At 46.5% G+C, this 22,475-nt stretch carries 24 protein-coding genes and 1 pseudogene; 8 read left to right on the top strand and 17 right to left on the bottom strand.

Features of this window, described 5'->3' with window-relative positions:
• The 17 genes and pseudogenes from PGS25_RS13920 to PGS25_RS13840 all read right to left on the bottom strand — a co-directional run.
• The coding region (locus PGS25_RS13920; RefSeq protein ID WP_270419132.1) for a transposase at nt 1–506 on the bottom strand (506 nt) is incomplete at its 3' end.
• A gap of 47 nt (nt 507–553) precedes the next feature.
• Nucleotides 554–1,099, bottom strand: coding sequence for a hypothetical protein (locus tag PGS25_RS13915; RefSeq protein ID WP_270419130.1), 546 nt, complete (start codon nt 1,097–1,099; stop codon nt 554–556).
• Nucleotides 1,096–2,565 carry a relaxase/mobilization nuclease domain-containing protein gene (locus PGS25_RS13910; protein ID WP_442865310.1) on the bottom strand — a complete coding sequence of 490 codons (1,470 nt, stop codon included), beginning with the start codon at nt 2,563–2,565 and terminating at the stop codon, nt 1,096–1,098. The genes PGS25_RS13915 and PGS25_RS13910 overlap by 4 nt, the downstream gene beginning before the upstream one ends.
• Nucleotides 2,566–2,581: 16 nt before the next feature.
• Nucleotides 2,582–2,887, bottom strand: coding sequence for a hypothetical protein (locus PGS25_RS13905; RefSeq protein ID WP_117963948.1), 306 nt, complete (start codon nt 2,885–2,887; stop codon nt 2,582–2,584).
• A gap of 151 nt (nt 2,888–3,038) precedes the next feature.
• Nucleotides 3,039–3,371: a plasmid mobilization protein gene (locus PGS25_RS13900; RefSeq protein ID WP_270419128.1), complete on the bottom strand. Its 333-nt coding sequence runs from the start codon at nt 3,369–3,371 to the stop codon at nt 3,039–3,041.
• Nucleotides 3,368–7,390, bottom strand: a pseudogene (locus PGS25_RS13895) (SNF2-related protein). The gene PGS25_RS13900 and the pseudogene PGS25_RS13895 overlap by 4 nt, the downstream one beginning before the upstream one ends.
• A 259-nt stretch (nt 7,391–7,649) precedes the next feature.
• Nucleotides 7,650–7,862 carry a hypothetical protein gene (locus PGS25_RS13890; protein WP_270419126.1) on the bottom strand — a complete coding sequence of 71 codons (213 nt, stop codon included), beginning with the start codon at nt 7,860–7,862 and terminating at the stop codon, nt 7,650–7,652.
• A gap of 260 nt (nt 7,863–8,122) precedes the next feature.
• Nucleotides 8,123–8,701, bottom strand: a complete 579-nt coding sequence (locus PGS25_RS13885; protein WP_270419125.1) for a helix-turn-helix domain-containing protein — start codon at nt 8,699–8,701, stop codon at nt 8,123–8,125.
• Nucleotides 8,682–8,849 (bottom strand): hypothetical protein, encoded by a 168-nt coding sequence (locus PGS25_RS13880; RefSeq protein WP_270419123.1) that lies wholly within the window; start codon nt 8,847–8,849, stop codon nt 8,682–8,684. The genes PGS25_RS13885 and PGS25_RS13880 overlap by 20 nt, the downstream gene beginning before the upstream one ends.
• A complete protein-coding gene (locus tag PGS25_RS13875) occupies nt 8,846–9,676 on the bottom strand; it encodes a phage antirepressor KilAC domain-containing protein (RefSeq protein ID WP_270419122.1) in 831 nt (276 codons plus the stop codon). Before PGS25_RS13875 ends, PGS25_RS13880 begins: the two co-directional genes overlap by 4 nt.
• Nucleotides 9,677–10,171: 495 nt before the next feature.
• Nucleotides 10,172–11,383: a tyrosine-type recombinase/integrase gene (locus PGS25_RS13870; protein ID WP_117552919.1), complete on the bottom strand. Its 1,212-nt coding sequence runs from the start codon at nt 11,381–11,383 to the stop codon at nt 10,172–10,174.
• A 147-nt stretch (nt 11,384–11,530) separates the two neighbouring features.
• Nucleotides 11,531–12,706: a tyrosine-type recombinase/integrase gene (locus tag PGS25_RS13865; protein WP_370776474.1), complete on the bottom strand. Its 1,176-nt coding sequence runs from the start codon at nt 12,704–12,706 to the stop codon at nt 11,531–11,533.
• Between the two features lie 126 nt (nt 12,707–12,832).
• On the bottom strand, nt 12,833–13,063 hold the full coding sequence (locus tag PGS25_RS13860) for a helix-turn-helix domain-containing protein (protein WP_008728422.1): 231 nt from the start codon (nt 13,061–13,063) through the stop codon (nt 12,833–12,835).
• A gap of 537 nt (nt 13,064–13,600) precedes the next feature.
• A complete protein-coding gene (locus PGS25_RS13855; RefSeq protein WP_105309547.1) occupies nt 13,601–14,014 on the bottom strand; it encodes a sigma-70 family RNA polymerase sigma factor in 414 nt (137 codons plus the stop codon).
• Nucleotides 14,015–14,521: 507 nt separating this feature from the next.
• Nucleotides 14,522–14,707 (bottom strand): cysteine-rich KTR domain-containing protein, encoded by a 186-nt coding sequence (locus tag PGS25_RS13850; RefSeq protein ID WP_117510411.1) that lies wholly within the window; start codon nt 14,705–14,707, stop codon nt 14,522–14,524.
• Between the two features lies 1 nt (nt 14,708).
• Entirely contained in the window at nt 14,709–14,963 is a 255-nt protein-coding gene (locus PGS25_RS13845) for a YjdF family protein (protein ID WP_442865309.1), read from the bottom strand.
• 58 nt (nt 14,964–15,021) lie between these two features.
• Entirely contained in the window at nt 15,022–16,611 is a 1,590-nt protein-coding gene (locus PGS25_RS13840; RefSeq protein WP_442865308.1) for an ABC-F family ATP-binding cassette domain-containing protein, read from the bottom strand.
• Nucleotides 16,612–16,990: 379 nt separating this feature from the next.
• Here PGS25_RS13840 and PGS25_RS13835 point away from each other — a divergent pair, with 379 nt between their 5' ends.
• The 8 genes from PGS25_RS13835 to PGS25_RS13800 all read left to right on the top strand — a co-directional run bounded on the left by PGS25_RS13835 (nt 16,991) and on the right by PGS25_RS13800 (nt 22,452).
• Entirely contained in the window at nt 16,991–17,827 is an 837-nt protein-coding gene (locus PGS25_RS13835; protein ID WP_270419121.1) for a ribonuclease III, read from the top strand.
• Nucleotides 17,824–18,411, top strand: a complete 588-nt coding sequence (locus tag PGS25_RS13830) for a hypothetical protein (RefSeq protein ID WP_004613375.1) — start codon at nt 17,824–17,826, stop codon at nt 18,409–18,411. Before PGS25_RS13835 ends, PGS25_RS13830 begins: the two co-directional genes overlap by 4 nt.
• Nucleotides 18,412–18,485: 74 nt before the next feature.
• Nucleotides 18,486–19,598 (top strand): hypothetical protein, encoded by a 1,113-nt coding sequence (locus PGS25_RS13825; protein WP_270419119.1) that lies wholly within the window; start codon nt 18,486–18,488, stop codon nt 19,596–19,598.
• Nucleotides 19,599–19,678: 80 nt separating this feature from the next.
• The gene (locus PGS25_RS13820; RefSeq protein ID WP_270419118.1) at nt 19,679–19,852 is read left to right on the top strand and encodes a hypothetical protein; all 174 of its coding nucleotides are present in this window, start codon (nt 19,679–19,681) and stop codon (nt 19,850–19,852) included.
• Nucleotides 19,840–20,136 carry a hypothetical protein gene (locus tag PGS25_RS13815; protein WP_270419116.1) on the top strand — a complete coding sequence of 99 codons (297 nt, stop codon included), beginning with the start codon at nt 19,840–19,842 and terminating at the stop codon, nt 20,134–20,136. The genes PGS25_RS13820 and PGS25_RS13815 overlap by 13 nt, the downstream gene beginning before the upstream one ends.
• A 30-nt stretch (nt 20,137–20,166) precedes the next feature.
• The gene (locus PGS25_RS13810; RefSeq protein ID WP_195384493.1) at nt 20,167–20,754 is read left to right on the top strand and encodes a hypothetical protein; all 588 of its coding nucleotides are present in this window, start codon (nt 20,167–20,169) and stop codon (nt 20,752–20,754) included.
• A gap of 40 nt (nt 20,755–20,794) precedes the next feature.
• Nucleotides 20,795–22,000, top strand: a complete 1,206-nt coding sequence (locus PGS25_RS13805; RefSeq protein ID WP_257349064.1) for a hypothetical protein — start codon at nt 20,795–20,797, stop codon at nt 21,998–22,000.
• Between the two features lie 68 nt (nt 22,001–22,068).
• Nucleotides 22,069–22,452, top strand: coding sequence for a hypothetical protein (locus PGS25_RS13800; protein WP_270419114.1), 384 nt, complete (start codon nt 22,069–22,071; stop codon nt 22,450–22,452).
• Nucleotides 22,453–22,475: the final 23 nt, after the last annotated feature.

Below are 22,475 nucleotides of genomic sequence, written 5' to 3'. Positions count from 1 at the left end.
GAAGTCAGAACTCTGCCACTTTCAAAGATTCTTTTGCAGATCCAAGGGGTTTTATAGGCGCTGTCGGCTGCAACGATTTTGTGTTCAGGGTAGTGCTGGCAGATATCATCATACAGAGAATCAAATGCTACGCTGTCGTGAATATTTCCTGGCGTAACATGTACACCTAAAATAAAGTTGTGCTTGTCACAAGCGGTGTGCGCTTCATAAGCAAAGACTTTCTTGTGTTCGCCCTTGTGGAATACGCCGCATTCCGGGTCTGCAGTAGAAACCATCTTTTCTACCCTTTCCGATTCACCGGAGTTATCTCCACTGCCGGAATCATTCCCGTTGTTGTTTTCGTCGAAGGGCTTCTTTCCGTGCGCTTCTCTGTCCTTGTCTATCTCATCAAACAATTCGTGTGCATAGCGCTTTGCTTCTTCGGGTACAGCTTTGCGGGCCTGCTTTTTCAGATTTGCACTTGCCTTTATGTGCGTACTGTCTACAAATATGGCTTCTGTGTCCAAATATCCCTCGTCCGCAGCTGCCTTTAATACCCCGCGGAAAATATACTCTACCGAGCCAAAGAAAGCTCATCTACAATGTTTCGCGTGGACAATTTTCGTGGATTGTATCTCCACATCTCTACGGCCACTTGCACCTGCGAATTCTGCAAGCTATTGGTCATAACATCTTTCCATTGAGAGATTCTTTCTGCCGCATAACATCCGACATTCGGTGCGTTCAGCATGGAATACTCTTCCAATGTCGAATATCCGCTTTCCCGCAAATCTGTTCCCACGTATTTTTTCGGAATATAAACTGTTCGTTTTATTGGGTTCAGTAACTTATCTCCTGCTTTGGGGAACAGTGTTTTCGGAGAATCCTCAGATTGCATGATTCTCTGCACACCGACTTTCCCGATATGCAGCAATCCCATTTCTTCAAGTTGTCTCGATGCCCTTGATATAGAAGTAGGTGTCAGTTCCAAGTCCTTCGCAGCTTGACTTGTAGATAGTTCCTGTGCGCCTCCATAAATGAAATGCAGTAGAAGCATCTGCGCCGATGGAAGTATTTCTTCCCGTGGTATTTTTCCGCGCTGCACCGGACATTCTATCATCTACTATTCTCTTTATTTTCTTCTTCCTGCCGCACTTCCTGCTCATGCAGCTGTTCTTTCTTCTGTTCGTCCTCTTTCAGGATTTCCTGCACAATCTTCTGCGCCACAAGCCAATCCTGCATTTCCGATTTGGTCTTTTGGTACTCTGTATAGGAGCTTTTCTTTCGTTCCAGAAGCATTGCATACTCTGCATTCAGCTCGCTAATGCGCGGGAGCTTTTTTTCAGAGCCGTTCTCTTTCTTATAGGCATCAAATGCCTTTTTCGCTGCGTTGCGCAAGGCCAGCGTATCCCGATGGGCTTCATAGAACTCTCGATTGTAGCCGGATGCTTTATACGCGGCAAAAACATCTTTTGACTTGGCATAATTGATTAGATGCTTCCGCATCACCGACACTTCTGACATCCGTGCCTCATCTGCTTTTACAGATTCCAGCAGCGCAGCGCATTTTTCAGAAATTCCATCTGTCTTTTCTTTCAGCTCTGCATAGCTCTTGATTCCATGCTCTTCCATGAACATCATAGCTTTCGCCATCTGCTTCAGATTAAAGACTTTCGCCCAGCGCGCATATCCTGCGCCTTTGCCCGCCTGTGTTTTGGCACGGACATCAATAAGGAACGACAGCTCCGCCTTCTGATGCACCTGTGCAGACCGTGCGCTTGTGCGGGTTTTCTCTGCAAATTTGCTTTTGTAAACCGCATTCCCGGTAATCACTTCGCAGAGTTCTTCAATCGAATATCCTTTGCCAAGAGAGCGGAAACGAGCAAATCTGGCACGGCCTTTTCCCCGCAGGGCAGGCTGTTTTCCGTCTTTATACTCGTATCCTGCTTCCCGCAAAATTCCAATCAGTTCCCGGAAGTCTTTTGGGTTTCTTGCCAATGCTGCATCAATGGCCTCGCAGATTTCATCCCGCTGCGATTTTTTCTCCGGGTATTCCGTTCTCTTCTGCCGCTCTCCATAGGGTTTCCGGATAATGACCGACAACCGGTGTTCCAGGCAGACGATATCACTGAGCCTTGCCAGTGCAAGACCGGATAAGTGAAAATCGCGGAATTTTCTGGTGCAGTCCAATGTAGTCGAATTAAAAATAATGTGGTTATGAATGTGCGCTCGATCAACATGGGTAGCCACGATAAATGCGTGTTTTCCCTTTGTGAATCGCATAGCCGTCTCATACCCAACCTTGTTTGCCTCCTCCGGCGTGATTTCCCCTGGCTTAAAAGATTGCCGGATCTGATATGCAATCACATCATGCGCCTGAGTTCTTCCTGTGATATGCTCATACTGCCGTTTGGAAAGCAGGAATTCATCACAGGTCTTTGCATCACAGGCATACGCGCTAATATATTTTCCATCTTCCGTCTTGGCTGCATTCTCAGAATAATCAGTACGGTCAGCCAGACATTGCGCTACCGTCTTTCCTTTATTGATATGCAGCGCAATCAGTCTTGTAGCCGCCATTTTCATATTCCTCCACTCAACCTCAAATTGTCAAAACATCCTCTACACGCTCACACAGCCGTTCCATCAGTTCCATGATGCCGCCCGCACCAACCGCAGCTGCGAAAAGTCCCATCTCAATCAGGGTCAGCAGGAACACATCTGTCCAGCTCGCCCGTACCACCGAATAGATGCCGCAGCCAAGAACAAACAGCATGACCGGCGAAAGCACCCACAGGGATAGCTGCATCAGCAGATTCCAGATAAAGCACAGAAATCGCAGCAGAAACGCAACTGGCAGCAACAGGATTTTCAGCACCAGCTTCAACAAAAAACATACGATCTTCACGGATTTCACCCCCTCGTTTTTCTTTTCATCTATATTTTACCGCACCCGCTTGCCAAACACCACGATGTCAACAGATAAACCAAAAAATATGTAACGGCACAGACCGTTTCATCTGTGCCATATGCTGTAGAGATCCCGCACATTTGCGCCGTCAGCGAATAGCCGAAAGCCTCTTCAGAATCAGCTTTTGCATCTCCCAGAGTTCATCCAGCCGCTTCTGCAAATCCCGGATATCCTCCGCATAGATGCTTCCGGATTCATTGGCGCGTTTTGCGTACTGGTTCAGGTTGTTGCTGCATCGGCGAAGAAGAGTGGATACCTGCGCCACATCTGACAAATCAAGATTTACGCAGTATCCGTCCATTGCCATTTTTCTCATATAGGCACCGGTATTCTGAATACCCAATTCCTTCTGCTTTTCCCGAATCCTCGCCAGCTCTTCCGAGTTTACTCTGACATTGATCCAGTGTTCCCGAACGCTCATAGTGCCACCTCCTCATCATCCCGATGTGTCATCGGTGGAATGCGACCGGCACGGTCACGCAGCTCTGCTAGGACAGACGGCTTTTCCGTTGTTTTTTCACGGTCAGGGTCATCTTTTCCACGGTCATCCATATTCAGCAATGCATCCAGTTCTGCCAGTCTTGCGCTCTTTTCTGCCAGTTCTGCCTCCTGGGGGAACGGCTTTCCAAGCTCGGCCTGCGCCGCTTCCTGCTGGCTCCTAAGACTGTCCAACTGCTGTTCCGCCTTTTCCAATCTTGCAGGAATCCCGGCAAGGGCATTGTCCAAACGCAGGGTATCGCCCTTAGCACTGGTGCCGATGGGCACCAGGTGGGTCATCTCACCTTTCAGCAGCACCTGATACTCTTTCTGGAAACTGTCAAATGTCAGCTCCATCTTGAAACCACGGTAACTGCCAAGCGGCACCGGCTCCAAACTCTGATTGGCTTCACAGACTGCGAGGATTGCTTCACCGGCCTCGGCTTTTTCAGTAAAGCGTGTGCCATTCACTTCCATGCCGCAGAACCCTTCTTCTGGCAACGGATGTGCCGCCACCGCCCGGATATCCGACTGAAAGCCTTTGATGAACCCCTGCGTTTTCTCAATCTCCGCAGGGAAATATTTCATCAGCTTATCTTCCAATCGGTACTGCTGGCTCTGATGGTCTGCTTTCAGCACCTTTAGTCTGGCAACATCTACATCCAAGTCCATTTTCTCCTTGATCTGCGGGTCTCCTGCACAAAGTGCCTTGATTTCCGCATAGGAAAGTGCCTGCTCATCCACATCGTCACAGGAACGTACCGGAGATTTGCTGGTCATGATCTGACTGATAAACTTCTGCTTATTCTCCAGTGTCTGATAGAGGTAGGCATCAAAGGTTCCTTCCGTCACATACTGATAAACCTGCACTTCTTTGTTGCGGTTGCCCTGACGGATGATTCGACCATTTCGCTGAGTCATGTCCGCAGGCCGCCAACCCACATCCAGATGATGCACGGCCACCAGCCGATCCTGCACGTTCGTGCCTGCGCCCATCTTCTGTGTCGAGCCTAACAACACCCACACCTGCCCGGTACGGACTTTGGCAAACAAATCCTTCTTTTTTGCCTCGGTATCCGCATCATGGATAAATGCGATTTCTTCTTCCGGCACACCGGACTGGATGAGTTTGGCGCGGATATCCTCATACACGTTGAAGGTTCCATCGTTTTTCGGTGTGCTGAGGTCGCAGAACAGCAGCTGGGTCAGCTTATCCGACTGTCCTTCCTCATAAAAAGGTAGAAGCCCAGCTATCGAAATGGGTCAGCCCTTTCTGCTGCAAAGTGCCGTACTGGAGATACCGCATCATGGTGTAAAGCTCCGTCATGCTGTTGCTGACCGGGGTGCCGGTCGCAAAGATGATGCCGCGCCCTCCTGTCAACTCGTCCATATACTGGCACTTCATAAACATATCCGAATATTTCTGCGCTTCCGATGTGGACAAGCCTGCGACATTGCGCATTTTTGTGTAGAGGAACAAGTTCTTAAATGCGTGCGCTTCGTCTACGAACAGCCGGTCTACGCCCAGCTGTTCAAAGGTAATCACATCGTCCTTTCGGTCAGTTGCCCGGAGTTTTTCCAATCTCGCCTCCAATCCTTTCCGGGTCTTTTCCATCTGTTTGATGGAGAAACGCTCGCCATTCTGGGACTTCATCTCAGCAATGGCGTTTTCGATTTCATCAATTTGGGCAGTCAAAATCCGCTCCTGCCGTTCTGCGGACACCGGGATTTTCTCAAACTGGGAATGCCCGATGATAACTGCATCGTAATCACCAGTGGCAATTCGTGCGCAGAACTTCTTTCTGCGGGCGGTTTCAAAGTCCTTTTTGCTTGCCACCAGCAGTTTCGCACTCGGATACAGGCGCAGGAACTCGTTTGCCCACTGAAGGGTCAGATGATTCGGAACGACAAACATGGATTTCTGGCACAGTCCCAGCCGTTTTGCCTCCATAGCAGAAGCTGCCATCTCGAAGGTCTTGCCGGCACCCACTTCGTGGGCCAGCAGCGTATTGCCGCTGTACAGCACATGAGCGATGGCATTCTGCTGGTGTTCCCGTAACCGGATTTCCGGATTCATACCGCCAAAGCGGATATGGGAGCCATCGTACTCACGGGGACGAGTACTGTTGAACAACTCATTATACTTTTCCACAAGTTCCGCACGACGATAAGGGTCTTTCCACACCCAGTTCTGGAACGCATCCTTAATGGCCTGTTGTTTCTGCTGGGCGAGAGTGGTCTCCTTTTTGTTCAGCACCCGCTTCTGCTTGCCGTCTGCATCCTCCACCATATCGTAGATACGGATATCCCGCAGATTCAGCGTATCCTCCAGAATCCGGTAGGCGTTGGCTCGGCTGGTGCCGTAGGTCATATAGGCATGGACATCATTCCGGCTCGGTGTACTCTTGCCGGTGATCTGCCATTCTGCCGTCATGGGAGAGAATTTCACTTCAATGTTTCGGCGCAGGTAAAACGGCGGTTCAAAGGTTTCTTCCATAAACTGCTGGATATAATCCCGATTGACCCATGTGGCACCAAGGCGCATATCAATCTCCGACGCATCCAGGTCTTTCGGCTGTGCTTTCTTCAAATATTCCGTGTTCACTGCAAAGGCAGGGTCAGAAGCCGCAGCCAGTTCTGCCACGCGGAGCTTTTCCCGGACATTGCCGGACAGATATTCATCAGCCGTCATCCAGCCGTTTTCCTCGCTGTCCTGCGACATCGGGTCTTTGAAAATGACACCATGCAGTTCCTGCTGGATTTTTTCATATTCCCCCGGTGTACCTAAAAGCTCCGACATATAGGGCAAATCCACTCTGCCGCGCTCCCCGATAGAGATTGCCAGAGCTTCAGCCGGAGTGTCTACGCTGGTAACAGCCCGTTCCGGTCGAATCGTCCGTTTGGTGAACATATCCGCCTTGGATTCCAGCCTGCCATTTTCATCTACGTTTTCCAGAGAGCAAAGCAGATAATACGATGAATCTTCCGAAAAAGCCTGCGCATTTGCACGAGAGTTGATAAGCCCATACTGATCGGCGAATCGGTCATAAGCTACATTAAGTTCCCGCTGTTTCTGGGCAATCGCGTCCTCCGGATAGTCGTTCAGCTGGTAGTCGATCAGTTCCTGCACAATGGTACGAAGCTCCACCATACCCTTGATCCTGCCGGTGGCTGTCGCAGAAAGGTCAGCCTTTCGCATGATGCTGTTCTCACGGAAGTAGACATCTCCATCCTCCACGGCATAGGAGAAGTTCTTCACATTGGGGTCTGCCGGAATGGTTTCGCCCTGCAAGGACAGCTCTTCCTCCGGTGCCAGCTCCTGCGCTTCATAGTGACCGCCGATGTGCTGCACAGCCTCATGCAGCTGGTCTATCCGGAATCGGAATGACCGTACATTCTTCCTTGCCATACTGGGTGCTTTCCGTTGTAATCTCACCCCGCACCATTTCCGGGTGGTCAACAAAGTAGCTGTTGAGGGCAATACCCTCCGATGTCAGTCCCAGATGTACCCAGTCCGGTTCGATATCAATGGGATGGTCTCTCCTTTGCAGAAAAATGATATCCGACACTACATCTGTACCGGCATTGGCACGGAATGCGTTGTTGGGAAGTCGAATGGCTCCCAGCAGTTCTGCCCGCTGCGCCAGATACTTTCGCGCGTCCGGATTCTTGGAATCCATCGTATAGCGACTGGTAACAAAGGCCACGATGCCACCGGGACGAACCTGATCCAACGCCTTGGCAAAGAAATAGTTGTGGATAGAAAAACCGAGTTTATCATAGGGCTTATCACTGACACGATAGTTGCCAAAAAAGCACATTGCCCACGGCCAGATCATAGAAATCGCGCCGGTCAGTGGTCTCAAAGCCTGCCACCTTGATTTCTGCCTGCGGATACAGCTTCTGCGCAATGCGCCCGGTAATGGAATCCAGTTCCACACCATACAGTCTGCTTCCCAGCATGGAATCCGGCAGCATACCAAAAAAGTTGCCGACACCCATCGACGGTTCCAGAAGGTTGCCTTTCTCAAATCCCATACCGTCCAACGCTTCATAGATTGCACGGATCACGGTAGGACTGGTGTAATGCGCATTCAGAGTAGAAGCTCTGGCCGCGGCATATTCTTCTTCCGTGAGAGCTGCTTTCAGTTCCTTATATTCGCCAGTCCAGGCAGATTTCTCTGCGTCGAAGGCATCTGCCAGTCCGCCCCAGCCTACATAATTAGCCAGCGTTTCCTGTTCCTCCGGTGTCGCATCCCTGTGCTGGTTTTCTAAGGCTTTCAGCGTGTAGATTTGCCATCTGGATATCCTTATTATCTTCTGCAACGGCAAAATTCCATTCCAGAAGATGTTTTTCCTGAATCCCCGTTGCCTTCAGCTGCCTGATTTTACGCTGCCGCTCCACCAGCTCATCCTGGCGTTTCTTCTCTGCCATCGCTTCCTGCTGGCATCTGCAAAGGCAGGGAACAATCTTGTCTCTGCCCCAGAGCTTTACCCTGCACTGCACCGGCGTGTGGCAGCTCCGACAATACAGCAGACCATCTTCGCCCTTGTATTCCTGCTCTCCGGGTTCTTTCGGCGTAAAGAGCGAATCCAACGCCGCATTTAAAACCTCAGGCACCATGTCACTCAAAGGCTGTCTCCTTCCTCAAATGTGTAGTCTGCCGGGTTATACTTCGGCTTTTCTCTCTTTGCCTAGCTCCGGATTGTGGCAAGGTGATTTTTGTAGCTTATGCCGGTGGAGGCCATATACTCAGAGAGCCGTTCCACCCGCATCTGATAATCACCTGGAAACTCCTGCCGGAGCTTGCCGTATTCTGTGTCAGAGAGAAGGACATTTTCATATGAGCCATACCGGTGCTGGATTTCCTTCTTCTCTCTTTTATTGATTGTATCAGTACTTGTTCTATTAGTACTTAATTGCACGGGATTTACCGTATCCGGATTTACCGTATACGTCTTTTCCGTACACGGCTTTTTCCTCGGCATCTCATAAATCACATACTCTGCTCTGCCCATCCAACCGTTGCTCTCACGCTGCTGGTTCCTTTCCAGATACCCAAGACGCTCCAGCTCTTTCAGGGCCGTAAGCACTCCATCTACGCCGTCCGGCGTAATCGAAGATAATCCCCGTACCGAATAGTTCCATGTGTCCGGCAAACTGAGCAGCATAGAGAGAAGTCCTTTTCCTTTCAGGCTGAGACCCTGATCCCGCAGGTGGTAATTGCACATCGTTGTGTAATTGCTGTTTTTCTCAACCCTGAATACCGGCATGGTGCTCACCATCCTTTTTCGCAGGCTCCACTTTTTTCTTCGGACATTTGCGCGGACGATCTTCGTTTTCCTCCCGACGATGGTATTTACCGGTATCCTGCATCATGCGTTCAAATGCCTGAAGTCGTCCCTCAGTAAAAAGCGTCATTCGATCACACCCCATTTCTTAAACAACTTGAAGAGATGATTCTTTCCCTTGCAGGTCACTCTCGTCTGCTGAACCAGCTTTCCGCTTCTGCCGTAGCAATCCCGGGCAATAAAATAACCCCTTGCAGATTTGTCTGCAAAAGGCATCAGCCAGCCGCTTGGACTGCGGTACAGATAGCGGTGATCCAGTAAGAGAGCCACTGCCGTCTTCTCCGAGATTCCGATTCCCTTACAAAAATTCCGGATGCAGGTGCAATCCTCCGAATTTACAAAGGTGTCGAAGTAGTCTGCCTTGGGCTGCGCCGCATCCAGCTGTTTACGGATACCCTCAAGCTGCTCTCTCTCGGCTACAAGCTCCTGCGCCAGAGTGTAGATGACATCCGGATGCTGAATCACCTGATCCAAAATGGAATCGCTCATATACACACCATGCTTGCGGATGGAAGGGAGAACTTCATCAAACACCCAGTGTTCAAATCGTTCTGCCGATGGCAGCTTGCTGTGAACGATCAGCCTGTAAACATCGCCTTCTGTGATAAAGGCGATTTCAACGACCTGCTCTCCAGCATCCCCATACTGATTCACCTTCTGAACGACCCCCTCGCGTTTCGTTAGGGGGCCTCTGCAATGGCGTTTCACTGCGGCGTATGGATTCACATACCCCAACGCTTTCGCCACATCGCTTGCACAGAAGAAGGTCTTGCCCGCCTCCTGTAACACGCGGATTGAACCAAACTCCTGATTTTCGAACACCTCCATCATCTGCCTCGACTGTCCGCCATGACTGCTCGCATCGGTGTCATGGGTCTTCTGATTGAAATCCGTCATATCTGTTACCTCCTGCTCAAATTTGTCTCGCCGGATTTCGGGCGAAAAAAAATAGAGCCTCGACCCATTCTCGTTTTCAAAGAATGAGCCAAGGCTCTATGTAAATCAGTCAAGTATGTGTTCGTACGTTGACGGCAAAATTGGACTTCATTTACTCCTATTGTCCACCAGTAATTTAACCCATAAGAGGTCAAAATGGGCTTGTCCACCAGTAATTTGACCATTATAAACCCATAAATTTCCGTTCAAATTCCATCAAAGCCGAACAGTCCAGATAGAATTTTGGGTATAGAAAAAGCCCGGAAAATGGTGTATTTCCGGGCTTTTTAGCATTATTAAGCTGTAGATTAGCGCTTGGAGAACTGCGGTGCACGACGTGCAGCCTTCAGGCCGTACTGCGCGAGTTTTTGAGCTGTTTTCCCTTGATATTCCGGGCTTTTCCGGCTTTCTGCCTCTCAGTTATCCGGTGTGCGGACCATAAAAAACGGCCTTTTTTCATTCAGCAATAGCCTGATGAAACGCACCATTTACTACCCCAAACAACTCCTCTGGTTTATTGTACTTCACTTTTGCATAGATGTCCATAGTTGTTTTGCTGTTTTCGTGTCCGGCAAGGTATTGGACGGTCTTTGGATCAACACCAGCATAGAGAAGATTGGTAATGTAAGTGTGCCGCAGCTGATGCGGGGTTACATCAAAGTCCAGCGTATATCTGATTTTGGGTTGATTTTTCTGGGTCATGCCCAGCGTTGGGGTAACCGTGTATTTGATGCTCTGCCCATTCACATACTTATAATAGTTCCGGGGCTTAGTGGAGCGAACAACGACATACTGCCACACTCTTTGAAACTGCGAAGCAGCCAGTGGCTCTCCTTTACTGTCAGCGATCACATAATCTGATATGGAATTTTCTTTCGCTTCTCTCAGACAATCCACCAAACACTTCGGTATCGGAATATCCCTTTTTGCCGCCGGAGTCTTTAGCACGGTAGAAACCACGGGTCTGTTATGCTCTGTACGCCATGCCCGCCTCACCGATAGATAAGGTGTATCCTCGTCCAGAAATACACAATCCCATTGCAGTGCAAGAATTTCTTCCCGGCGCAGACCGGAATACAAACCGAGCATAATAAACAAATATGGAGGAAGCCCCTTGACTGTATCCAGAAGCACGGCTACCTGCTGATCTGTCAATGCCTCTCTCTTTTTTGATGGTTTTCCGCCCTTGCCCGATATTCCCGCACAGGGATTGTGTTCAAGAATTTGGTTTCTCTCTGCCGCATAAAAAATGCACTTGAGTAGCATATTGACCTTATTGTATAAACCTTCCGATTTCTTTGACAATGGAACAAGCGCCAGCCGAATATCGTCAGCGGTCACTTCTTCCATATACATCTCTCCCAGAGGTTTTATGATATAGTTTGTCATATCCCTCGTATAACCTCTGAGTGTAGACGCAGACACCTTTGCCGACTGCATCAGCAGCCACTTCTCTCCATACTCGGCTACTGTCGGGTGCTGTCGATGAAAGATAATTTCTTCCACCTGCTTCCGGGCCTCTAACTGCTTCTCATACAATTCTTCACAAGTTGCGGCATACAAACTCAACTCTTTGCCATCTGCATCCGTAATCCTGGTTCTGTAATACTGGATTCCTTTCAATGTAATGGTCCCGTACTTCGGGATCTGTGTTTTCTTTTTTGCCATCTTTGATCGTCCTTTCTTGATAATGTGTAGTCTCCGTATCTACACTCTCTTTTTATCAGAAAGCCTCGACTTAATCAAAGATACGGCTGAGGTAAAACAAAGAGCGAGACATCCTTGCCTCGCTCCTGCTTCATTTCCTATTTGTTATTACTGTGCTGCATCCCAGCTTGCAAACGCACAGTTCATTGATCTGACCAGCTCATCTGGTCTGTTGTACTTAACCTTTGCATAAATGTCCATGGTAATCTTGCTGCTTTCATGGCCTGCCAGGTATTGAACCGTTTTGGGATCTACCGATGCATGAATGAGATTGGTAATGTAAGTATGCCGCAGCTGATGGGGTGTTACTTCAAAGTCCAGACTGTAAACCACTTTTCCGTTATGAGCAGCCTTTTCTCCCAAGACAGGTGTGACAGTATGCTTTACTCTTTTTCCATCTTCATACCGATAATAGCTCCGCTCCTTGACCGTCCTCGTAACAATATACTGCCAAAGTCGCTTAAACTGCGTGTAGGACAGCGGTTCGCCATCCCTGTTTGAAACCACATACTCCGAAGTCGAAGTTTCCTTTGCTGCTTTCAAACACTCAGCCAAGCAAACAGGAAGGGGGATATTTCTCTCCGCAGCCTTGGTTTTCAATTCATCCGAAATCACCGGTCTGTTATGTTCGGTGTGCCATGCCCGTCTTACTGTCAGATATGGAGTATCTGTATCCAGATATACTGAATCCCATTGCAGAGCAAGAATTTCTTCCCGGCGTAGCCCTGCATATAAACCAATCATGACAAAGACATAAGGCGGCAAATCTCGGATAGCATCCAAAAGGCGCTCCACCTGTTCATCTGTCAAAGCCTGACGATCCTCTTGTGGAACACCGCCACCTTTTGTTGTCAGATAAATCGTTGGGTTGTGGTCAATAATCCTGCTTTCCATCGCTGCGCGAAAGATAGATTTGTAAAGGATTACCACAGATTTATAAACCGATGCAGATTTTTTGGAAACCGGAACAAGGGCAAGCTGAATATCATCCAGGCTAACCTCACCCATCCGTTTATCTCCCAATTCCGCTATAATATGCCGCCTAACCTTTGAGGTGTAATCCGTCAAAGTAGTAGCTCGTACATGAACCGACTGCATCAGCAGCCACTTTTCACAATACTCTGCAACTGTGGGCGTTTTCCGATGAAAAGTGGCATTCTCAATCTGTTCCAACGCAAGCGTTTCTTTGTTGTATAGTTCTTCAGGTGTTTTTGCGTAGATAGCTACGAGCTTACCATTCGCGTCTTTGATTCTGGTCCTATAATATAGGACACCTCTTTTCATAACTGTGCCATATTGAGGAATTATTGTTTGCCGTTTGGCCAATTCCGTCACCTCCTAAGAATAGACTCCAGGGTTGTATCTATGTTTTATCAGACCATTATGATTTCGACAAGGATACGGACCGGCTCACACTCCAGCTCTGCGAGGTTTACGATAAGTTGCGTTCTTTTCTGCTGGCTTTGCTCTGTGGGTGCATTTTGCGATATACTCCTGAAGTCCCGCTGAGGTAAAATACACACAGCCATTCTGCACATATTGCACATAAGAAATAAGGCCATTGTTACGGGCCGCGTCCAGCGTTGCAATGCTGATACCCAAAATTTCTGCCGCTTCTTTTCGCGTAATAAGTTTTTCCATAAAGCATATTTCCTCCAATCTGTCAAGTTTGTCATCGTGTTTGTTCAAAATCACATGAATACGCTGGCAGCCGAAACTGCCAGCGCATGGTATCTGATTTTGAACAGAAAGCGGCAAACGCTTCCTATTTATATTTCTCAGCTTTCGTCACATTTGCCACGCCCCCTGACGATGGGAACACAACAGGTCTCCGCTGGCGCGGCTGTCATAACTCCGCAGCATCGTTCGTATCGTGTGCCACAGGGTTCCCCCCAAGTCTTTGGCGGGCCGTGAGGAAGTATCTTTAAGCCCCCATGCAGTCATCGCGCCGGATCTGCCACAATCCGTTTTATGAAATCGTAGATCGCTCCGAAGCAGTTCTTTCATCACCTCCCTGACTGCTCCATCTTCGCGGCGTTTCATATTCGCTCGTACATGGGTTATGTACCTGTTGTGCTGTCTATTCGATTGTCAATGTACTTATGAAGGAGGAAAACTTGTCCTTCTTATTAACACTGACAAAAAAGGCAAAAAACAGGCGCATCAAATGAAATTTTATCAAAAATATTTTACAAGCTGCTTTAATCCACGGCGGATACTGTCTCGGACACGGCTTGGGTCTACACCTTCTACTTCGGCAATTTCATTTACCGTCATTCCCAGATAGTATCGGGCATAAATTCGCTTTGCCTGTTTCTCCGGCAGCTTCATCACAGCGGCATAGACCTGCTCCTGAAACTGTTTTTCCTCCAGAAGCATCTCCGGTGTCTGGGGCTTCATCAGAATCGCATTTTCAATGCCGTTGTCGCAGTCCAGGGAGTAGTACGCCTTATAGCGATACAGCTTTCGCTCATACGCAGCTTCCGCACGTTCAGCTGCTCGAATAGTCTCCATTACTTCCTCTGTCACATCTACAAAAAAGTCTGTTGTATAAACATTAGGATAAAGTTCCCGAAGGTTAATTTTCTTCATTATGTACCTCCATTTCGATTCACGGGTGATTGACGGGTGGATCGAATAGAGGCGGAGACCGACAACGGCAGACAACCGGGTCATCTCCGAAAAAATGGCAACAAAAAACGCCAGATTTCCGTGAGGGAAAACTGGCGCGCCAAGAACAGCCATTATTATACTGAATTACATGGAACGATAATGCCGATGCAATGTTATACTTGCCCGGAGGAGGAGCAATGCTTTTTTTAACTGATGTAGATCATGTGAGCTTTGAAAAAGCAAACGAGACACGGCAAAATAACCTCCAATCGGCTACCGTGTCCCTGCAAGTCGTTATAGGTTTGTGTAAACGCAAAGAAACGGCGGCTCTGATTTCTCAAAACCGCCGCCAAAGTAAGTAGAGTAAGCGCACAAAATCAACCTGCCCAGCTACGGTTTTTTTCTTTCCCCATTGGGCGGGGCAGGCTCTCGTCGTATATTGAAATAAAAAAGGACCGATAACCACAAGTGAATTTACCTTGTGTATTATCGGCTCTGCGTCTGTGCGTCTGGCTCTTGAACGATGGATAAATTTAGTTTTCTTACCGTAATCAGGGTTTCATGTTTGCATTTAGGACAATATAACGGAAAGTTTTCCAGTACTGTATCATCGCGGATTTTCAATCGCGTTTTGCTGCCGCAAAAGGGGCATAAAATCCATTCTATCTTCATGTTATCTTCCTCTGTGCTTGGCTTTCTTCTTTTCCTGCCGTATGGCAAACTGACGGTCTTTCTCAGCCTCTTTCTGCTCACGGCTCTTGGTTTTCCGTTCCAGCTTACATTGCTCATGCTGGAGTTTCAACGCCTGCTGTGCCTTTGTGCCAATGCCTTTATCTTGCAGTTGACTTTGAATTTCGCGCTGCATTCGTTTGGGATTGATTTTTCGCTCTATGGCTACTTCGGTCTGGATCGGGGGACTGAATTTCAATTTATGCCAATTCTTCAGCAGAAAATCATAGACCTCATACTATACTTAATTCTATTTTCTATTTCTCGACACTAATAACTCTCTGTGCCCACTCACGATAAAATGCTTCTTCATGTGATACGAGCAATACAGTACCCGCAAAATCCATAAGAGCTGATTTCAATGCTTCCTTTGCCTGAACATCCAGATGATTTGTGGGTTCGTCCATAATTAGAAAATTGCAGGGAATCAGTGTTAGCAAACACATTTTTACTTTCGCCTGCTCACCTCCACTTAATGTTCCAATCGCTTGCATTGCGTGCTTACTGGAAATTCCACACCGGGCTAAATGTTTGCGAACATCTTTTATGACCATATCAGGATGGACATTGGAAACAATTTGAATTGGTGTCTGTTCAGGTTCGTCCCATATTAAGTCCTGCTCAAAATATCCAAGGGTAACTTGATCGGAAAATTTGAAATGACCTTGCATGGACGGGATTTGTCCAATTAATGTCTTGAGCAAAGTAGATTTCCCAATTCCATTAAAGCCAGTGATAACAACTTTTTGCCCGCCTTTTATGCTAAAATCAATATCTGATAGAACTGGATAGTGATAACCAACTGCCAGATGTTTGACCAGCAGATGCTCCGTATTTGTCAGCGGTAAAACAGGAAAATGAAAATAAGGAATAATCTCTTTCTGTTCCAAAGCCTCCATTTTGTCCATTCGATCAAGCTGTTTTTGTCGCCCTCTCGCCATTTTTGCTTTTCGTCCAGCAATATTTTTCCTAATGAACTCCTCTGTTTTTTTGATCTCCTTTTGTTGCGCTGAGTATTGACGAATGTAATCTTCCCGCAACAGTGTCTTTTTTCGCAGAAATTCAGAATAAGTGCCATAATACTTTGTTATTGTGTCATTATCTATATCGCAGATACGATTTGCGATTTTATCCAAAAAGTCAAAATCATGGGAAACAACTAAAAAAGCATTTTCCAAAGAGGATAGGTATTCCGCCAGCCATGCAACATGATCTTTATCAAGAAAATTTGTCGGCTCATCTAATAGCAATACATCTGGTTTTTCAAGCAGTAGCTTTGCCAAAATCACTTTTGCTCGCTGGCCGCCACTCATTTCAGCAATCGGACGGTCAAGGCCAATCGCAAGAAGTCCTAACCCATTGGCGACACGATCAATAGCGGTATCTATCGAATAAAAGTCATGGGCTTCAAGCTGTTCCTGATAACGGGCGGCCAGTTCAAGGCTTTTCATATCACCGTCAGCAGCTTTTTCATAGAGCTGCAACGCCTGTGCCTCCATTTCAAATAACTTTGTGAAAGCGGATTTGAGAAATTCTTTCATCGTTAAGGTATGGTCGATTTCCGCATATTGGTCTAAATAGCCAATCGTAGTATTCGGTTGCCAGACAATGCGCCCGCTGTCTGGTATGATCTGCTCTGTACAGATTTTGATTAAAGTGCTTTTGCCGGTTCCGTTCTGCCCGACAATGCCAATATGTTCTCCTCTATTGAGTGTGAAGCCTGCATTTTTGTAAAGCAGGTTTTCACCAAAAGAATGTGTTAGTCCTTCAATTTCTAATAAGCTCATTTTTAAAAAACCTTTCTTAATATATTTGGAAAAAAGAAAAGGCAGAAAGCAGAGATACACAAGTGTATCCGCCTTCTGCCTTTGGCATAGCAACGCCAAAAACAAAAGGCTATGGACAAAACATTGTCCATAGCCTCGTACACATTATAACTGCATGGAAAGCCATTTTCTCAAAATGGGTATAAAATCCCCTTTATGGCTTCCCGATGAAATCGAAATGCGTCATTTATACGCTATACTCTGCACAATGTTTCATCGGTTTGGATTGTACAGAGTTGATTTTCTTTTTACGCTGATCGGTTAAATGAAAGTTCATATCTTGCTCCCCTTTGGAGATATATTTTTATATAGAATAGCACAAACATTCTTCTTTGTCAATCTTATGAAATAATATATCATGTAATATCAATTAAATTCCTAGCCGTACAGCAGAAAAATGATGACGAAAGATGATGCAAATGCTATAATGTTTGCATATAGATATGACAATTTGACCATATCGGAATCTTTATTCAAACAGATGATTGGAGATATTGCTATTATGAGAAATCCATGGCCAATTTTCAGCATTGCGGCTCTCTCCGGAGCTGCGTGCCTGATATATGATCACTTTTTTTCTTACGAGACTATGTGGATTGCTGTTGTAGTGTTTCTTGCGCTGCTTGCTCTATGCTTTTTCGCATATTGCAAATATGAACACTGGCTGGCAAAGAAACTTAACCCCTATGTGGTGGCGTATCAAAGCGACCATAATCTTGAGAATTTGAAACAGGGATTGAATCGCTGGCGTCCTTGGGCACTCAGCAAGCATTCCAAAAACATCATTACAGCGAACTGGTTCTCCGCTCTGCTGGAACAACAGCGCTGGACAGAAGCGGAAGAAACTTTGGAGCAGTTTTTGCATCGAGCAAAAAATACGCAGGATAAACTGGGGTATCACCTACTTCGTGAAGATTACGCAAGGGCGATCGGAGACACTGAATTAGAGAAGCAGGAACGACTTCTAAGCGAACAGCTAAAAACCCAGCTTGGAAATAAAAAGGGAGAATCAAGAATACCCGCAAGCGCCAAAGAGAGTAAATATGCTTTCTTTTGCTGGCTCTCTTTCAGCGTTGGTCTGGCACTGTTCGGAATCATCAGCAATATCGCCACCGGGGACTCAATACTCGGATCGTTTGGAGCCGGAGTTTTTATTTTGGGCTTGTTCTCGTTCCCAGTCTGCTTGATCTGGCTGATTCTCTGGTTGATCCGGCGCAGAAAGGAGGCTGCTAAATGACTTATATCCTCCCGGTACTCTATGTAATTGTGTCTTATACATTCTTTCTTTTGGCAGTTCATTTTGGCAATGCAATCACATTGCAGATAGTATCGATCCTTCTGCCCTTTATTATGGGGATCGTCAATTTGATTGTTGTGCTGACCGTAGGAAGAAAGTGGTCGAGAAAAACATTGCTGAACTGCACTTTGATTATCAAGTATGGACTAATCCCGTTCTACCTGATCGGAGGGAGCATCACTGTATATGTAACGCTGATGGCATTCTTCCCATTGCCGCTGATGGCGTTGTTCGGACTGGTAACCATTGTTTTTTTGATTTTGGGATACGGGATTCTATTAGGGGCAGCTCCCTATGCTATCGCTTATCTGATAAAGTCATGCAAAGACGGCATACATCCGAAATGGTTGGCGGTTTTAGCTGGAATCTGCCAGTTCTTCTTTTCCTTTGATGTACTTGCAATGATGGTTCTGACATTAAAGGAGCGGCACAGGGTCAAAACGACGATTGCCGTTTTCTGTGCAATGTGTCTTGCGCTCCTGCTTATCGTACTCTATGTGGTCATGACGCTGATAGGGGCATAATCGACCTTTATATAGGATATGAGTTGTTCATACATAAAACAAATTTGATAGAATCGCAGAAAGGATTTACGCTTATGAAAAAACAATGGATTGCTTTACTGACAGGATGTGTGCTGGTATGCAGTATGCTGGCCGGATGCGGCTCAAAACCTCAGACATCAGCTCCGGCAGCTGCGGGCAGCGATAAAGGCTGTACGGATGAGGCCATTCTGTCTCAGCTGAAAAATGACGGGACACCTGAGTTCGTACTGGATGGTACTTACTATACGCTTCCTTTGGAAACTTCCCAGCTGATACAAGCCGGATGGAGTTTGGAAACGGAAGAATATGATGCGGCAGAGGTTTCTCTGCAACCCGGCGAGCGTATTTATGGGGAACTTTCCAAAGACGATCAGGAAATGGATGTGGCAATCGTAAATGCCGGGACAGAGCCATGCAAGCCTGCTGAGGGCGGAACGGTGGTAGAACTGGAATACTCTGCCGATAAGGATCAACAAAATCCTGATTTCTTTGTAACGCTCAATGGGATCAACTGTGCGATGTCCAACGCAGCTTTACAAAAGGCGCTGGAAGGTGTAGACGGATATGAACTGAATTCCGCAGGAAATATCGACATCAATCGTACTGTTGATGATGATGAAATTGCTGTTTATAAAGTCATTCTGGATGATGACTACACAGCAATCACGCTCGCTTCGGACAATGTTTTTGAATACAAGGATTATCAGCCGCAAGAGGTAAAAGAACAGGCATCTAATGAAAAGATTGCCGCTTACAAGGATACTACAAAAGCCGAGATGGAGCCGTATGCTCAGGATTTCAATGCGATCATCGAGGGATATGAAGAAAATATGGTCGTTGGATTTTACAGTGAAGGTACTATTTGGGGCGAAGAAGTCGGTGAATATAAATCTATTGCCGGAACGCCACTCGCTACGGATGTGTCTCTCTATATCGCAGAGGATACAACCGGCCAGCTCTACTGTATTTCTAACCAGCTTTTGAATGAAGATGGTACTGTAAGCACTGCCATTGAGCTTGAGGAAGGCGATCAGGTCAAGGTTTGGGGTTATGCTTCACAGTATCTGGAATTGCAGGAAGGTCTGAAAATCGTCGTGGTTCAGCCTGGTATCATTGAACGCAACGGCGAACTGGTGATCCTGGACAAAAATTTGAAAGCAGACTAATGTTTTTGAACGCCGGGTGCATCTGTCAAAGGATTGCATCCGGCGTTCTCAACTTAAAACAATAATTAGGAGGAACAATTATGCTTACAATGAATGAAAAAGATAAAAATGAAATGCTGGAAGCCATTTTGAACGAAAGCGAAGCCTATCAGTGCAAGTTATGGGCAGTCATCATGGCCGGGGCTGATACCTATGCACTAATTGGGGGACTTTCTACACTGACGGGGGTGCTGCCGCTGCATTGGGCGCACTGAGCAATGCTTACTGCTATATGGGAATTACCGAGAAACACCTGAATATGGTCATTGTAAATTCCGTCAATGTCTCCAAAATTGAAAACCGGCTTTCTCTGCCCCTAAACAGCATAACAAAGGCAGAGGTCAAGGGTGGGTTGCTGCCCGGAAGAAAAGTCGTAATGCTGCATTTTGGAAAAGAGAAAATGAAAATTTCTTTGATGAACAATGCGATTGGCTCTGATATTCAGGGGCAGAAAGAAAATGTTGAGATGTTCTGCCAGATTGTTTCCAAACTCGGATAACCCGTATTATAAAGCGAGAGGAATCAGAGCATGAAAAAAATCTTAATTGTGTTATTAGCTATGGTGCTGCTCCTTGCTGGATGCGGTAAAAATGGGACTTCATCGCCACAATCTCCCTCTGATGAATCTGTGGCGGATCAGCAGGAACCTTCTTCTTCCGAAACCGAAATATCATCTGAAGATTATGCGATTCCCGGAAGTTATATCGTCCCGGATGGATGGGAGAAATCTGAAAAGCATTCTACTAATTCGCAGATTTTCTATATAGAGGAAGGCCACGAAAATGATGAAAAGCCGGACAACATCTCCATCCATGTAGGAAAGAACAAATATAGTCTGGATGAGCATGAGCAGTTTCGGGATGCGATCGTCCAACAGATTTTGATGCAGCTGGATGGTATTGAAGCACAACTGAACGGGGATGGAACCTATACCGAGCAGGGGGATCTGCTTTATATCTTTACTATCGACGAGGGCGATATTGTCACCACGCAATACTATATTGTAAAGGATTACGGGTTCTGCCTGATCCAGCTTACAAATTTCAGCGGATCAGAAACCACTGAACAGGCCGCCAGGGACATGGTAGATAGCTTTGTTTGGGATACAGAAGGATAAATTGATACAGGAACCGTGATTTTATAGGAAAACGACGAAGATGGAGAAACGAAAACTTTCAGGAAAAACAATTTTGAAGCTGGTAGGGGCACTTTTGGCTTTGGCTTATTTGGGATTTTGCCTCTATGCAGGTATTACCGGGAAATTTCCGAATATGCACAGAGTCGAACATGTGATGCGTTTTGGCGACCTTAAAAACTGGGTGTCCGGCGGAATATCGGCTGTGATGATTTTTGCCCTGTGCATTACTTCTGCTTTCAATGACCTAAATCTCCAGAAGGGACGCAAAAAATCATTTTTACCACTTTTTCTCACCATGATTCTGCCCATTATCCTTTTACTGCTTTTGGAGTCTTATCTGGATATTGGTTGGATCGGGATTGCCCTTTATGCCGGTATTGCAGTTTTTCTATTTGGCGTTGCATGGACTCCACAACTGTTGAATCAGTGGATCACCCGCCGACTTTTACGAAATGAACCGATGAGCGGCAAGCAACAAGTGCGGATCATTGAGTGGATTCATTTTCATCCACTGAAAAAGTTGCTGGTTTTCGGGTTGTGGGGCTTTGGCGTTGTACTGGTTCTGCGTGGCATCTGGGTAACGGCAACCGGGAAAATCGAAATGGATGGAGAGCTTTTTCTGTTTTTACTTGGCACAGCAGTTCTGGTTGTAGCGCTGTTTCAGAAAATGAGACGCTATATCTGCACGCCTTACCGGAACATACCGGTACTGAATCAGATTCTCAGCAAAAATCAGCTGGAACAGCTGCTGGATGGAGAACATTTTGAACCAATAGAGTTTGAAGATGAGGGCATGAAAAAGTATCTGGAAATATACCAAAGCCAGAACTGGATGCTGATTGGCGGTAAGCTACTCTCAAAAAAGCTGGCTTTATGGTTCACAATGAATCGGTTCAGGAACCATACTTCCCTGAAGGTACTTTACCTGAACGGCATGACTGCCAAAGCAAAGGTCGATCTGGATATTCGAGGGGACCGGTACACGGAGTTTACTGCTGTGCTGAAAGAATTGATTGGATACGAAGGCACACTTAAACTGTATGAAAAAGAAGAACAGCTGGCACAGAAATTTGCATCCTTTTTCCCAGAGCAAACTTCCGAACAGGACCGTGTCGCTGCTTTTCTTTCTCTGGATGTGACAGCGATCCGGCAGGACTATATTCAGACCTTCTCTCCACCGCCAGATCCCCGAAAGAAAAAACGGAGTAGACGGGAACGGGAATAAAAGGTTTTCTTCAATTTCAATGGAGAAAGGCTTACGAAAATAAAGAGGATATAACTTGGAGGTTACCTATGAACTATGATATGAATATGATTAAATACCGCAAAAGTGGGTTTTTCAGAATTGCAGCAGCTATTCTGATGATCTGTTTTACACTATTTGGGCTTACCGCTTGCGCCGGTACTACTGACAGCAAAGGTAATAACGATGATAATGCACTGATACAAGGAACATGGGAAATAGATACCGGCTCTGGTGCTGGTTATAAATTCGTTGACGATAAGTTTATGTGGTTAAAATCCATCGAGAATGTTAACGATAACTACTGGTACGGAGATGTTGAGTATTATAACGGTGCTGAAGCAATGGATATAGCAGGACTAACAGAGGAGGAACTTAAGAGCAGCCTGCCGGGTGGTAACAGACTGCTTCACGGCTTCAAATACGTTCAATAGGCAAATCCTCCTGAAAATAAGAA

This window comes from Butyricicoccus sp. AM78-15b2TA (assembly GCF_027665985.1).
Taxonomy (GTDB): Bacteria; Bacillota; Clostridia; order Oscillospirales; family Butyricicoccaceae; genus Agathobaculum; species Agathobaculum butyriciproducens.
The sequence above is the reverse complement of the archived record's forward strand: the minus strand, read 5'-3'. Positions and strand labels throughout refer to the sequence as shown.